This is a genomic window from Halorussus halophilus, assembly GCF_008831545.1.
GTDB lineage: Archaea > Halobacteriota > Halobacteria > Halobacteriales > Haladaptataceae > Halorussus > Halorussus halophilus.
The window spans coordinates 2,183,570-2,195,819 of the sequence record NZ_CP044523.1 but is presented as its reverse complement, the minus strand read 5'-3'; the positions used below and the strand labels follow the sequence as shown (position 1 = coordinate 2,195,819).

Here is a 12,250-nt window from a genome sequence, read left to right as displayed (position 1 = left end):
AAAGTCGAAATCCGCGGTTAGACTTCCACGTCTTCTTCGTCCACGTCCACCGCTGCCTCTTCTTCGGCAGCGACTTCTTCGGGACGGGCTTCCAGCGTCGCCTTCTGAATCTCGACGCGGCGCAGCGGGTAGATGGTCTTGGCCTCGCCGTAGATGGCCGAGGAGAGTCGCCCTTCGACGACGCTGTCGATGATGTCTTCGAAGGTGCGGTCCTCTGCGGCCTCGCGCACGATTTCGGTCATCGTGTTGCGGATGGCCTTCTCCTGGGACGCGTCGGCGCTCTTGGTCGTGAACGCGACGGGCTGAATCTGGACGCGGTAGTCGTCCGTCGTCAGCACGGTCACGTAGGCCTCGACCTTCGAGGCACCGCGACGGACGAGGCTACGCAGGTAGTCGCGCGTGAGTTCGTGCTTGATGAACTCGGTGTACGCGGCGTCACTGCCCACGTCGTTGATTTTGAACGTCAGCTTCGTGTTGTTCTCTCCGGCGTCTCCTTGGAGTTCGCCGAGCGTCGTTTCGATGTTGCGGCCGTACACCTTCTCCGGTTCGTCCGCGGGCGTCTCGCCCAGTTCCTGTCGGTCGAACTGTTGGGGAGCGTGGATGGTGTACCATCGCTTCTCCTGTTTCTGCTTGGATACGCTTCGTTCGCTCATGAGTTGTATTCTGTGTTGGTGTCTGTCTGCTGTTGGTTCGCTAGCTGTACGATTTTCTCCGCGACGGTGAGGTTGACGACGTAGTCGTCGAGCGTCGATTGCAGGCCGCCGGTCGTCTCACGCGAGACGGTCGTGACGACAGTCGCACCGTCGTCGCCACCCACTTCGACACGGGTGTCGATTTCGGGCGTGTTGTCGACTCGGACCGAACTCGCGAGTATTTCGGCAGTTTCGCTATCCTCGAACCGGGACCGAACGGTCGCCGTTCGAGTATTCACTTCGCCTGTCATCGTCGTGCCTCCCGGAACGCGCCTAAGAACTCCTTGGTATCGGTGTCGAACTCGGCGTAGCCGCGGCGAGCGGTGCCGCCGCCCGTGCCTTCTGTCGCGCCTGCCGCGTCGCTCATGGTCGCGCCGACGCCGCAGTCTTCGCTCGCGGCGGCCGCCGCAACGCCGTCGCCGACGACGAGCGCGATTGGCTCCGGCGAGCGGAAGTCTCGGAGGAGGCGTGCCACCGTCTCGACCGGCGCATCCTCAGTCCGAAGGACGAACAGGCCGTCGTATCGGCCGGTCGTCCCCTCTGCGAGCGCTGCATGTGCGGCTTGGGCGTGGTCGCGCCACGCCGCGAGCGCGGGGTCGCGTGCCTCGTGTCCGAGTGCCAGCGCGACGCCCGTCCCCGGTCGCTCGCGTGCGACCGAATCGAGCACGTCGGCGTAGCCTTCGAGCGTGGCGAACGGCCCCGCTGGCGTCTCGTGCGGCCGGAGCGCACGTTCCACGGCGTCGGCGGCGCGTGCGTTCGCCTGCGGCGCGTCGATGGTTGCGAGTGCGAACTCCGAGGCAATCTTGCGATGGGCCGACTCGTCCAGTTCGGCAGGGAGGCCGAGTTCGGCCAGCGTGGCCTGTACGGCTCCTGCGTCTCCGGAGTAGTCGGCGTGCGCGAGGGTGGTGTGTGCGAGTCCGTCCGCGAGGTCGTCGGTCGGAATCCCGACGCCAGGTCGCTGTTCGAAGCCACCGGATTCGAGCAGATGCGCGCTCTCGCCAGCGCCCGGCGGATGGCCGCCAGCGATGACGCCTGCGAGTGCGAGCGTCACGTCGGGTGACGCTTCGAGTTCGTTCGCGGCGTCGAAGGCGGTCACGCTCGCCGGGGTCGCGTCGCTTTCGAGGGTTGCGTCTGCCGCGCAGTCGAGGCCGACGGTGACGATGGTATCGTCAGACTCGGCGCTCGCTTCGCTGGTAGCACCGAAGCGCGCGACTCGCACTTGGTACGGGACGCCTTGCTCGCGGAGTGCGTGTGCGAGCAGTCCGGCCGCGGCGAGGCAGTCGCCGTCCGCGCGCGTCAGCACGCGAACGAACGCAGACTCGCCGAGGACGGCGGCCACGTCGCTGGCCGCGCTGGCGTTCCCGTCGCCTGTTCGACCCGAGGTAGACATCTATTCGAGGAGTTCTTTCGCTTTCTCGTAGGAGTACGTGAAGTCCTCGTCGAGTTCGTCGCCGCGGTAGTAGTCCACGAGGCGACGGACCTTCGACTGGGTGTTCTGCAGGGCGCGCTTGTTCTGAGCGTCCTGCGGGTTCTCGTCCATGTGCTCGCGCAGTCGGATGGCGCGAACCATCAGGTTCTCCAAGTCCTCGGGGAGGTCGCCAGTGGCGTCGTTCTCTTCGAGGATTTCGGTGACCTTCTTCCCAGTCGCGAGTTTGACGTTCGGGACCGGCGTGCCCTTGACGCCTTCGTCGCGCAGCTTCAGACCGATTTGGCTCGGGCTGTGGCCCTGGTCTGCAAGCTCGACGACTCGCTCTTCGATTGCGTCTTCGTCTACGTCGCTCCACTCCGGCGGTTCGTCTGCCACGGGCTTGTCCGAGTCGGACGAGCCGCGGCGGCGGGTGTGCATTCGTGCCATAGTTGATGAATTGGAACTGCACAGACCGCTCGTGACGCTGAGAGAGTCTGCGTGCTGGTGCGTCGGGTAGACGCGATGCACGTCCGCAATCCCAAGCCGTGAAATCTCACGGCGCGTCGGATTTGCGGCTGTGCTGTTCCCGTATCCCCGTATTTTAGTTGATCAGGTAAAAGGGTTGCTAAGGTCGTCTACGAATCTGGGAGTGCTATTTACTGAGGAGGACTACTGTGCCCGATGTGCAATGCTATTCGGCGGTTGCAACGATTTCTCCTTCTTTGACCGAAGAGTACGACACCTCATGCACTATCTCTCCATTTCTGTTCAGAAGAGATACCTTCCCATCTTGATTGCTCAATAGTTGCGTTTCGGACCCGACGTGAAGCGTGAATTCGGAGTTGGTTGTTTGACTTGTTTCGTTTTCGCCTGAGCCCGAGTGTATAGTAATATTGGAGTTAGGCGGCACGTCAGTAACTATGTCCGGGAAGGTGTACGTTTTTCCTGTCGAGTATTCAAGCCGATACCCACTCAAATCTCGACTTGTATTACTATTCATCTCGATAGTCACTACTTCATTATTGAGCTTCGTTTCGTCATCGCCTTTCGGGTTTGGAACCATCTGAGAGATGTAAATCGGTGGAAGGGACGAATTAGAAGTCGTGCTTTGGGTCGTCTGAATTGATTTCTTCTCAGATTCGTTTGACGAGCGTTGAGAAGTTGTTGCGTCAGTTCTTGTTTGTGTTGTTTGGGCAGCACCTTGGGATTGAGTGTTCCTTGTCTGTTTTGAGGGATTCTGCTTTTCTGTGCAACCGCCAACGATGATTCCTAAAGCGGTCGAGGTTGACGCGAGAACTTTCCGGCGGCTCATTTTCATAAATGGAAATATTGACAGGTGCTGTAAACATCTTGTGGGGATGGAAATCCTGTACAATATGAATCCGAGAGGTTTATCAGTATCCCCGGAAAACGTTGAAATGCGTTCGAGGGCTCGTAGATCAGCGGTAGATCATCCCCCTGGCACGGGGAAGGCCTCGGGTTCAAATCCCGACGAGTCCACTAATTTTGCGCGAGCTAATCGGCGAGTACCTTGTGTACTCGCCACTTCTGTGAGCGCAAATTCATTTCAACGAGTCGGATTTGAGCCCTGCCAGTCGCATGCCCGCACAGCGAAGCGAGCAGGAACGTCTGGCTTTGGTTCAAATCCCGACGAGTCCACTCAACCTTTTGCTGCACTCAGTCGCCAGAAGCCAGAGGCTTCTGGCTCCCTCGCTGGCAAAACGTTGATGAAAACCACGGCGTCACCCCCCTTCGGGGGTTCCTTGGGCCGCTCGCTTCGCTCGCGGTAATATCACTGGAACTTCTCTCCAACCTCACTCCCCGCCACTAGCCAACACGCTTTCCTCCGACATCTCCAGCGAATCGTGGTGCGAAGTCGTGAACGGCGTAATCGCCGCGGTGTGCTGAGCCACCACCGACACTCGAACCACGAACGAGAACAGCACCGCCAGCGGTGCCAGCGCAATCGTCAGTGTCACCGGAACCAGCAGTGACAGTTCCACAGGCCCGAGAACCGCTTGCGTCGTGCCCGCGAAGAACACCAGCATCGTTATCGCCGTCAACTCCGCCGGAACACCGACGTAGAGCAGAATCCGCGAGAGGTGTGGCAACTCGTCCTGCAAGTAGAGGTTCTTGAAGTACTGGCGTGCTACGTCGATTTGCTGGATTCGCACCACGAGGTCGTCCAAGGTCTCGGTTATTTCCTCCGAGATGTGTTCCCCAAATTCGGCCTCTATCGCGCGAATCTCGTAGATTTGGTGCGAGTAGTTCGTCTGGAGGGTGACAGAGAGCGCGTTGAAGATGCCGATGTCGGCCTGCTGGAGCAGGTGGTTGACGTGGGTGATGTGCTGGACGAGTTCCGAGACGAGGGTCTCCAACTCCTCCCTCGCTTCCGCCGACTCTATCTCCTCGATTCGGTCCTCGAAGGAGTGCAGGTCCTGCCGAACGCTTTCGAGCAGAATGTGGAGGAAATCAGAGGGCGTCACCGGCGCTACCTCGCGGCTAATCGTCTCCTCGACTGCCTCGCGGTACTCGTTGACGCCCTCGATTTGGTTGCGCAGGCCGCCCGGCGCTTCGAGTTGCTGGGAGATGACGAGTTGGTTGATGGCCAGCACGACTGTGATGAGGGTCAGGTTCCCGCCGATGAGCGCGCTGTAGAGGTAGAACAGCGGTCCCATCTCTTCGGTGCTGATGCCGGTGACCGCTTCGACGGCGAGGAAGAACAGCAACGCGAACACGAGCAGTCCTCCGGCAATGACCAACCGATTCTCCACGAGGAAGAACCACTCGCGGGGCCGTCGCAACACCTCGCCGAGGCCGTTGCTCAGTTGCGGGCTCACGTACTCCTCGGCGTCGCCGTTCTCCGCCGTACCACTGTCCCCCATGGAAACCAGAGGACGACGGGGACGTAGATAGGTGTGACGGGCACCGAATTAGAAGTCCGCGTTCGACACCCACTCTGCGGCCTTCGCGACGAACCACGCCATCCACACCGAGAAGACGACCAACCACGCGCCGTACTGCACTAACGGCGTGGGGTGGTAGACGTAGGCGGCGAGGAGTAACGTCGCGACGACTACCAGCGCGGTGAGGGTCCGGTAGTCCTCGAAGAGTCGCTCTCGCGTCGTTCGGTCCCGCATCTACGAGTCGCTACGGTACCCAGCTACCTCACTGTTCGGCCCGGAGAAGAATCAGTAGCCGTGCGTCTTGTCGGCCGGTATCGGGTCCCGCTGGGGGTTCTGCATCGACGGCTGTGAGTCCGGGACAGGTTGCTCGCGCCAGTCGCCACTTGGAAACTCACCGCGCGCACGAGCGCGCTGCTCGGCGAACACAGCGGTGACTCGGAGCGCTCCGCTCGCCGTTCCGGCCTCGACGTTTTGCGGCAGACTCGTCTCGTACTCGTTGTTCAGGAAGCGGTTGTTCTGACCGACTGGCGTGCCGACCGCGAGGTCTGCGACACCCGACTCCGAGACGCGATTGTTCCGAATCCGATTGCCCGAGCAGACCGCGACGTTTCGTTCGAGCGCGATGCCGAAGTTCTCGTGGTTCCGAACGTCGTTGTTGGCTACGAGATTTCGCTTGCCGCCCCACAGCAGGATGCCCGTGCCGAACGCGGGGTACGTCGTTCGAATCGCGGGTGCGTCTTCGTTGTTGTTGTCGGCGACTTCGTTGCCGACGATGCGGGCGTCGTGCTGTGGCGGTTCGCCGTCCGAGAGCGTGTTCGGGACGATGCCAGCCATGTTGTTGCGCCACACCGAGTCGCGAATCGTCAGGTCCCCGCCGGCGCTCGTGCCGGAGTACCCCCACGCGTTGTTCTCGGCGATTACGTCGGTGACGATTGCGTGGAACGGGTGGCGGTGACCGATGTAGAATCCCGAGTCGGGATGGCCCGAGGCGTAACTGTGTTCGAAACGGCCGTCTACCGAGTCGATAGCGTAGATGCCGTAACTCCCGTTGTTGTACGCGGTCAGGTAGCTCCCCCGGAATCCTGTCGCGTGCGACCAGTAGAACCCGTTGGCTCGGTAGTGCCGAGCGGTCAGATTCTCGATGGCGACGCCGTCGGCTTCGGCGCAGACGCCGATGTTTCGTTCGAACTCGCCGTCGAGAATCGTCCGATTGCGGTCCGTTCCGCGGAGCGTAATCCGCGGCGTTCGAATCATCACCGTCTCTCTGTAGACGCCCGGTTCCACGAGTAGCAGGTCGCCCGCTCGCGCGTCGTCTACCGCCGCCTGAATCGTCTCGTAGTCGTCCGGCACGACCACCGTTCGGAGTGTGCGGCGGCCGCTCGCGAGACCCGCGACGCTGCCGGAACCGCCCGTGAGGTTCGTTCCGACGCCCGTCGCCCCTGCTACTTTCAAAAACGTCCGGCGAGAACTGCGAGTCACGGCCGCGGGTACCATTCCAAACGGCATTGTTATGCACCGGGTATCGCAGATTGCCGAAAACGAGCGTGGTTCGCAACTTCAGTAACGACGATTACTGGTGGAGAAACGACCGATTAGAGCGGGCGGGCTACTCGACGTTGATGTGGCCTTCTCGGCGGAGTTGGTCCTGCGCAGCGCCGTCGTAGCGCCACTCGATGTCTGCCTTCTCGTCCTGCCAGTCCCACGGTTCCGCCAGCACGATGTCGTCGCGGCGAATCCAGATTCGCTTCCGCATACGGCCCGGAATGCGGCCCATCCGCTCGACGCCGTCGTTGCAGCGAAGTCGCACTCGGTTCTTGCCGAGCATCTCGGTCACCACGGCGAACAGTTCGTCGTCGTCGGGCATCCGGAGATTCCGTCGCCCGCCATCGTCACTCATGGGCGGTAGAAGTAGTGGGCACGGTTAAGTGGTCGGGTTCAGGCGCGTGGAAAAAGTGGGACCGACGTGTGACGGCCTACTCTTGGGCCTGTAGGACGACCTGTCCACCTGCTTCCACGGTGACTGTGTAGATGTCGTACGGGAACGACACCGATACGTCGTCGCGCAAGTCGCCGTAGCGACGCGTGTGGAACAGGAGTTGGAGCGCGTCGCAATCGACGACGGAACTCAACGGCGTCATTCGTTCGGGACTGCGGCCGAGGGCTTCCCCGAGCGCGAGCGCGATGCCCGTACAGACCTCTCCACGTATCATGTGCTCGCTGATGTCGAAGACGTACGTCGAAGCCCCCGTCCCGTCCCCAGTCGCTACTTCGATTTCTACGGGGTCGATGTTCTCTCTCGGCATAATCCGGTACAAGCTACTACGTTACCCCACCTTCAGAGGGGGATGTACATAGGCTTTCCGGAGGTTCACAAGTGTTGCTGAAGACACACTAACGAGCGGCGAAAAAGACGCGACTGCGACGAGTACTCAGAAGTCGAGCCAACGTGCGATACCACCGAGCGCGAGTATCAGACCGCCGAGGATGAACGTCCCCGGAACTGGGATAGCGAACACGACTGCGCCGAGCAGTAGTACGATGGTCGAGAGTCGCATAGCGGTACAACCACGCCGACACCGGAATGTCTTGGGGCCGGTCGGCGAGCGACGGAGGACGTCGAATCGACCGAAATTGAAATATTTTCGAGTTGTTTCTGGATGGTTTATAACCCCCCGGTCCGTTGAGCGGTCTATGTTCGGAGGACGTACCGAGTCGGAACGCGGCCAGTCGAACGTCGTCGGCGTCGTCCTCCTTCTCGGCGTGACCATCATCGGCACGGGTCTCATCGTCGGATACGGTTCGTCTGCACTCGAAGACTCGAAGCGCGTGTCGGAAATCAACGGGGCCGAACACGCGATGACGCAACTCGACTCGAAGGCGAGTCTCGTCGGCATCGGCGACAGTACGGTCCAACGGCTGACTCTCGGATTCGACGGGAGTCGAACCCGAGTCGAAAACGAAAGCGGTTGGCTCCGGATAAACATGACACCGGAGGGCGGAACCGAGAACGTGGTGATGAACGAGTCGCTCGGGGCTGTCGTCTACGAGAATGGCGACACGGCCATCGCCTACGAAGGTGGTGGCGTCTGGAAGCGAACCAACGGCGGCGCGACGATGATTTCGCCTCCAGAAGTCCACTACCGCCAGACGACGCTGACGCTTCCGCTCGTCACCATCACGGGACGGGGTCCGCTCTCTGGGTCGGCAACCATCCAGAAGAACGGGAGTCCGGAGCCACAGTTCCCAGTTGCAAGCGAGAGCCTTCGAAACCCACTCGTCCAGTCGGAGGTCAACCTGACCGTCCACAGCGAGTACTACCAAGCGTGGGGTCGATTCTTCGAGCAACGGACCGGTGGCGAAGTGGACTTCGACCACGAGAATCAGACGGCGACGCTACGACTCGTCACGCCGCCTAACGTCCCGAAAATCAGTCAGGGAGTGGCCTCGACCTCTTCACAGAAGCTCGTCATTCAGGGTGGTGGTGGCGGCGAGACCTTCACTAACAGTTATAACTCCTCGAAGGGCGACTACGACGCGACGAAAGGGACTTCGGGGACAATCAAGACGGTCGGTGGCGTCCAGATGCAGGGCAAAGCAGAGATTCGAGGCGACCTCGTCTCCGGCGGCGGTGAAGTCGAACTCGGGAGTTCGAACGCACATCTCGGTGGCAACCTCTCGTACGGCGGTAGTATCGACCTCCACAAGCAGGCGACAGTCGATGGTTGGACCGCCGCCAACGGGTCGGTCGCCGCTATCGACCCGGTCGGGTCGATGGTCCTCAGCAAGCGCGAGACGTTCGAGGACAACAACGACAACGAGGACACGAGCGCCATCAGCGGTGACGAACTCACGGGGTGCGACTCGATCTGCACCCTGACTGAGGGCGACTACTACCTCGAACAAATAGACCTCGACAGCGGCGACGAACTCGTCATCGACCTCGACGGCGGGAGCGTTGACCTTGCCGTCGCCGGGGAAATCGGCCTCCACGGCGGGACGATAACGGTTCAGAACCCCGATGGCGGCCGAGTAAACGTCTACATGGACGCGTCGGAGTTCACCGTCGAAGATGGCACCGTAACGGTTCCCGGCGACCGTTCCGGGAAGTTCCGGGTGTACGGACCGCCGGGCGTGGACGCCGAGTTCACGGGGTCGGGAACCCAGTTCGTCGGGATGTTGTACGCACCGGACAGCGACGGGCGGTTCGGGTCTATCTCCGTGACGAGCCACGCAGAGGTGTACGGTGCCCTCGTCGGCGGCCGAACTACCCTTCAGTCTGGCGGGGTCGTCCACTACGACGCTGCACTGGCAAAAGAGTCCACGCTCCCGCCGGGGTACGATTCTGCGCCGCACGTCACGTACCTCCACGTCAGCGTCAACCGGGTCAACGTCACCAGTTCCTAAGTTACTGCTGTAGGTCGAACTCGACGGCCGTCTCGGAGACGGTCAGTCGGTCGGTGAAAAACTGATAGGTCACCACTCCGTCGTCCGGGTCGGCCACGGACGGGTCCGACGGTGGCGGTGACATGCCGAGTGACTCGAAGTAGCGTCCCCACGCCGCTGCTCGTGGCGATTCCACAGTGACGTTCACACGAGCGTTCGGGTCCGATGCGTCTGTTCCGGTCTCGAAGCGACCGTCGAGGCCGAGCGACTGGCGGTACGCCACGATGAGGATGGTCGAACTCCCGCGGATGGCGCTCCCCGATTCGCGGGGGTACGTGATGAGAAGCGGGACGTGCGACCGCCGGTCGCCGACGACGTAGCCCGGGTCGGTCTGCATGGTGGCGTAGCCGTCGTCGATGCGGAACGTCGCACCCGCCGAGTAGACGACGCGGCCCGCCGACCCCTCGTAGACGAGCGGCCGCGCGGACATCCCGTACGTCGCGTTGGCGTCCGTATCCGTGTTGTTTACCTGTACTTCGATGCGAACTGGGTCGCCGAAACGAACCGACGAATCAGAGAGTTTCAGTTCTGTCGCCCGACTCGGTGCGCCCTCGCGGCGAACGTCCTCCACGTTGTCCGCAAGTACGTCGAAGGCCCTGCCAGCGTTCTTCAGTTGCTCGTGGTCTCGGGCGTCCTCCAGACCGCCGATGCCAGTCGTGTAGACGACGCCGACGGAGGCAGTCACGAGTGCGAATGCGAAGACGAAGCCGATAGTCTCGGTCGCCGCGCGTTCGGAGCGGAGCCATGTCGGGATGGTCATGCCTTAGTCACCTCCAACCGGTTCGGACTCGCGCCACTGTTCAGCACGACTCGAAGGTCGCCACCCCGAACGGTGGTCGCTTGCACCGCCGTCTCGTGGTGGAACTCGACCGTCACCGTCACCTCGGGGTTCGACGAGCGAAGGACGATTTCGGCGGGTGACGTTCGGATTTCTATCTCGTAGGAAGTTGCGGCGACCTTCCGAGGAAGTGTTGTCTCGACAGCGACGGCCGTCGTGCCGCCGACCGACGCGAGTCTGTCTGCGGCCATCAGGTCACTCGCCACGCGTTCGCCAAGCACCGACAACTCGGTTCGAATCGCTGAATCGCGGCGGTCTTCGACCATTCCGCCGGTAGCGCTCAACACGCCTGCGATGAGCAGCGTCGCAACCACGAGGTTCAGCGCGTAGCCGACCGTTATCGAGACACCGCGGTCGTCTGCGTAGAATCGTTCTTTCATGCTGGTTCCCCCTGCGCGACTCGAACCGTCGCGTGGTAGGTCACCGTCGGCGTCTCGAAGTGAATCTCGAACGTAGCGGCGTACACTGCGGGTGCGGCCCACGGCGAGTCGCCCGCGTCGGCGGACGCGAAGTTTCCGGTCTGGGCCCCGTCCGGTGTCAGCGTCAGTTCGTAGGTCCCTGTCGCTCGCTCCCCGTTTCGGAACGCGACGTCGTGCGGCGAGGCGACACCGGTCGCGTACTGGAGTTTCGGGCAGGTCGTCCCGTTGAGCGTTCCCGCGGTGAGGTCGATAGTCGCTTTTGGCCCGCTCGCTGTGCAGGCCACTTCGGCCGCGTCCGTGCCGTTCTTCACAGCGACGGTGATACCACCGTCGTCGTAGACGTACGCGCGCCACGTGTCTCCACTGTCTCCGTCGAGTCGCACCGTGAACCCCTGCGTCTCGTCGACCGTGTCGGTGAGGTTCTCGCGGGAGACCGTGAGTCGGAACCGCCTGACTTGCTGCGCGTCGGTCGCCAGCGTCCAATCGGATTGCTCACCGCTCGCGTCCGAGGAGTTCAGGCCACGCGAGGCGTTCGTCTGACGAAGGATGACTCCGTCCGTCGTCGTTAGCGAGTCGGTCTCGACGACTGCAATCGTCCCCTTTTCCCCGTATCGGCGCGAGAGTAGCGCGTCGAACCGCTCGACGCCAGCGGTGACGTTGTCTTCGACCTTCGTTCGAGTCTCGTAGCCGACTCGATTTTCTGCGTCTATCAGGCCGCCGACGCCCACGGCGACTTCGGACCGAAAGCCGACTGCTTCGCTGTCGCCGACTTCCGTCCCGCGAGACGCGAGATTCTGTGTGTAGATAACCGTGTTCAGCAGCAGCACGACGGCGACGAGCGTCACGGCGACGGCTAACCCGGTCACGAGGATGAGTTGGCCTCTGTCACCGTCGCGGCGCGCCGCACGCCAGCGGGTTCTCACATCTGCCATACGACGATGCGCACCTCCATCGTGTTGTACAGCGTCGCGTTCGGCGCGGCGTCCGGCGCGTAGAACCGCCCCGAAGACACGTTTGTCTCCGTTCCGTTCAGGGGCGTGTCGTCGTAGATTGTCACCGTCCGGGACGCCGTGGCGGCGTTGTCACTCGGCGACCCCATGTACACCATCGTCTGTCGCCGACTCGTGTTGTCTGGCTTCCGATAGTAGACGTAGACGTTGTAGGCAATTCGACGACCGGGTGAACTGAAGCTCCCGAACGTCTCGTTGAGCGATTCACCGAAGGCGTTCGGTGGCCCACTGTTGGCGTAGAAACCGCTCTCGCTCGCGCCGACGAACGTCCCGTTTGTCTGGTCCCAAAACAGCACCGACTGGCGGAGCGTTCCACGTTCCGCCGCACCCGCCAGTAAGTCCGCCGCAGCGACTTGGTGTTGGTTCTCGATGTGCTGGTTCGACGTACTGGCAGTCAGCGGCGTCACGGCTGTTGACTGCAACGCGAAGAGGACTCCAGAGACGACTATCAGCGCGGCAGTGAACGCTTCGAGGGTGTGTGCCTGCCCGCGTTCGTCGCCTCGCCCCCGTTCGTCGATTGATCGTCCTGCCATC

General features: G+C 61.9%; 16 protein-coding genes and 1 tRNA gene. 2 read left to right on the top strand and 15 right to left on the bottom strand.

The genetic code is table 11. The annotated features are described in order from the left end of the window. Nucleotides 1–17: 17 nt before the first annotated feature. From F7R90_RS10900 to F7R90_RS10880, 5 genes are all read right to left on the bottom strand, one after another. Complete coding sequence (locus F7R90_RS10900) at nucleotides 18–653, bottom strand: 30S ribosomal protein S3ae (RefSeq protein WP_158057467.1); 636 nt, start codon at nucleotides 651–653, stop codon at nucleotides 18–20. Beyond that, on the bottom strand, nucleotides 650–943 hold the full coding sequence (locus F7R90_RS10895) for a KEOPS complex subunit Pcc1 (protein WP_158057466.1): 294 nt from the start codon (nucleotides 941–943) through the stop codon (nucleotides 650–652). Before F7R90_RS10895 ends, F7R90_RS10900 begins: the two co-directional genes overlap by 4 nt. After that, nucleotides 940–2,082 (bottom strand): exonuclease RecJ, encoded by a 1,143-nt coding sequence (locus F7R90_RS10890; protein ID WP_158057465.1) that lies wholly within the window; start codon nucleotides 2,080–2,082, stop codon nucleotides 940–942. Before F7R90_RS10890 ends, F7R90_RS10895 begins: the two co-directional genes overlap by 4 nt. Beyond that, nucleotides 2,083–2,547, bottom strand: a complete 465-nt coding sequence (locus tag F7R90_RS10885; protein WP_158057464.1) for a 30S ribosomal protein S15 — start codon at nucleotides 2,545–2,547, stop codon at nucleotides 2,083–2,085. A gap of 244 nt (nucleotides 2,548–2,791) precedes the next feature. After that, nucleotides 2,792–3,418, bottom strand: a complete 627-nt coding sequence (locus F7R90_RS10880) for a lamin tail domain-containing protein (RefSeq protein ID WP_158057463.1) — start codon at nucleotides 3,416–3,418, stop codon at nucleotides 2,792–2,794. Between the two features lie 110 nt (nucleotides 3,419–3,528). On the opposite strand from F7R90_RS10880, the gene F7R90_RS10875 reads away from it, so the two are divergent. Continuing rightward, nucleotides 3,529–3,600: transfer RNA gene (locus F7R90_RS10875), tRNA-Ala, on the top strand. A gap of 314 nt (nucleotides 3,601–3,914) precedes the next feature. Here the strand turns inward: F7R90_RS10875 and F7R90_RS10870 are convergent. The 6 genes from F7R90_RS10870 to F7R90_RS22715 all read right to left on the bottom strand — a co-directional run bounded on the left by F7R90_RS10870 (nucleotide 3,915) and on the right by F7R90_RS22715 (nucleotide 7,561). Further along, nucleotides 3,915–4,985 (bottom strand): hypothetical protein, encoded by a 1,071-nt coding sequence (locus tag F7R90_RS10870; protein ID WP_158057462.1) that lies wholly within the window; start codon nucleotides 4,983–4,985, stop codon nucleotides 3,915–3,917. A gap of 48 nt (nucleotides 4,986–5,033) precedes the next feature. After that, nucleotides 5,034–5,240 (bottom strand): hypothetical protein, encoded by a 207-nt coding sequence (locus tag F7R90_RS10865; protein ID WP_158057461.1) that lies wholly within the window; start codon nucleotides 5,238–5,240, stop codon nucleotides 5,034–5,036. 51 nt (nucleotides 5,241–5,291) lie between these two features. After that, nucleotides 5,292–6,485 (bottom strand): right-handed parallel beta-helix repeat-containing protein, encoded by a 1,194-nt coding sequence (locus F7R90_RS10860; RefSeq protein WP_192498283.1) that lies wholly within the window; start codon nucleotides 6,483–6,485, stop codon nucleotides 5,292–5,294. A 127-nt stretch (nucleotides 6,486–6,612) separates the two neighbouring features. Beyond that, complete coding sequence (eif1A, locus tag F7R90_RS10855; protein ID WP_158057459.1) at nucleotides 6,613–6,903, bottom strand: translation initiation factor eIF-1A; 291 nt, start codon at nucleotides 6,901–6,903, stop codon at nucleotides 6,613–6,615. Nucleotides 6,904–6,979: 76 nt separating this feature from the next. Beyond that, a complete protein-coding gene (locus F7R90_RS10850; protein ID WP_158057458.1) occupies nucleotides 6,980–7,309 on the bottom strand; it encodes a HalOD1 output domain-containing protein in 330 nt (109 codons plus the stop codon). Nucleotides 7,310–7,435: 126 nt separating this feature from the next. Further along, entirely contained in the window at nucleotides 7,436–7,561 is a 126-nt protein-coding gene (locus F7R90_RS22715; protein WP_192498282.1) for a transporter, read from the bottom strand. A gap of 136 nt (nucleotides 7,562–7,697) precedes the next feature. On the opposite strand from F7R90_RS22715, the gene F7R90_RS10845 reads away from it, so the two are divergent. Continuing rightward, entirely contained in the window at nucleotides 7,698–9,410 is a 1,713-nt protein-coding gene (locus F7R90_RS10845) for a DUF7289 family protein (RefSeq protein WP_192498281.1), read from the top strand. Between the two features lies 1 nt (nucleotide 9,411). Here the strand turns inward: F7R90_RS10845 and F7R90_RS10840 are convergent, their stop codons facing one another. From F7R90_RS10840 to F7R90_RS10825, 4 genes are read right to left on the bottom strand one after another with little or no spacing between them, the layout of a single operon-like run. Next, nucleotides 9,412–10,209 carry a DUF7289 family protein gene (locus F7R90_RS10840; RefSeq protein WP_158057456.1) on the bottom strand — a complete coding sequence of 266 codons (798 nt, stop codon included), beginning with the start codon at nucleotides 10,207–10,209 and terminating at the stop codon, nucleotides 9,412–9,414. Next, the gene (locus tag F7R90_RS10835; RefSeq protein ID WP_158057455.1) at nucleotides 10,206–10,667 is read right to left on the bottom strand and encodes a DUF7266 family protein; all 462 of its coding nucleotides are present in this window, start codon (nucleotides 10,665–10,667) and stop codon (nucleotides 10,206–10,208) included. Before F7R90_RS10835 ends, F7R90_RS10840 begins: the two co-directional genes overlap by 4 nt. Further along, the gene (locus F7R90_RS10830; protein ID WP_158057454.1) at nucleotides 10,664–11,638 is read right to left on the bottom strand and encodes a DUF7261 family protein; all 975 of its coding nucleotides are present in this window, start codon (nucleotides 11,636–11,638) and stop codon (nucleotides 10,664–10,666) included. The genes F7R90_RS10835 and F7R90_RS10830 overlap by 4 nt, the downstream gene beginning before the upstream one ends. Beyond that, nucleotides 11,626–12,249, bottom strand: coding sequence for a DUF7288 family protein (locus tag F7R90_RS10825; protein ID WP_158057453.1), 624 nt, complete (start codon nucleotides 12,247–12,249; stop codon nucleotides 11,626–11,628). The genes F7R90_RS10830 and F7R90_RS10825 overlap by 13 nt, the downstream gene beginning before the upstream one ends. Nucleotide 12,250 lies beyond the last annotated feature (1 nt).

Coding starts and splice junctions, on each gene's coding strand:
- F7R90_RS10900 (WP_158057467.1), bottom strand. CDS start 653: ATGAGCGAACGAAGCGTATCCAAGCAGAAACAGGAGAAGCGATGGTAC.
- F7R90_RS10895 (WP_158057466.1), bottom strand. CDS start 943: ATGACAGGCGAAGTGAATACTCGAACGGCGACCGTTCGGTCCCGGTTC.
- F7R90_RS10890 (WP_158057465.1), bottom strand. CDS start 2,082: ATGTCTACCTCGGGTCGAACAGGCGACGGGAACGCCAGCGCGGCCAGC.
- F7R90_RS10885 (WP_158057464.1), bottom strand. CDS start 2,547: ATGGCACGAATGCACACCCGCCGCCGCGGCTCGTCCGACTCGGACAAG.
- F7R90_RS10880 (WP_158057463.1), bottom strand. CDS start 3,418: ATGAAAATGAGCCGCCGGAAAGTTCTCGCGTCAACCTCGACCGCTTTA.
- F7R90_RS10870 (WP_158057462.1), bottom strand. CDS start 4,985: ATGGGGGACAGTGGTACGGCGGAGAACGGCGACGCCGAGGAGTACGTG.
- F7R90_RS10865 (WP_158057461.1), bottom strand. CDS start 5,240: ATGCGGGACCGAACGACGCGAGAGCGACTCTTCGAGGACTACCGGACC.
- eif1A (WP_158057459.1), bottom strand. CDS start 6,903: ATGAGTGACGATGGCGGGCGACGGAATCTCCGGATGCCCGACGACGAC.
- F7R90_RS10850 (WP_158057458.1), bottom strand. CDS start 7,309: ATGCCGAGAGAGAACATCGACCCCGTAGAAATCGAAGTAGCGACTGGG.
- F7R90_RS22715 (WP_192498282.1), bottom strand. CDS start 7,561: ATGCGACTCTCGACCATCGTACTACTGCTCGGCGCAGTCGTGTTCGCT.
- F7R90_RS10845 (WP_192498281.1), top strand. CDS start 7,698: ATGTTCGGAGGACGTACCGAGTCGGAACGCGGCCAGTCGAACGTCGTC.
- F7R90_RS10840 (WP_158057456.1), bottom strand. CDS start 10,209: ATGACCATCCCGACATGGCTCCGCTCCGAACGCGCGGCGACCGAGACT.
- F7R90_RS10835 (WP_158057455.1), bottom strand. CDS start 10,667: ATGAAAGAACGATTCTACGCAGACGACCGCGGTGTCTCGATAACGGTC.
- F7R90_RS10830 (WP_158057454.1), bottom strand. CDS start 11,638: ATGGCAGATGTGAGAACCCGCTGGCGTGCGGCGCGCCGCGACGGTGAC.
- F7R90_RS10825 (WP_158057453.1), bottom strand. CDS start 12,249: ATGGCAGGACGATCAATCGACGAACGGGGGCGAGGCGACGAACGCGGG.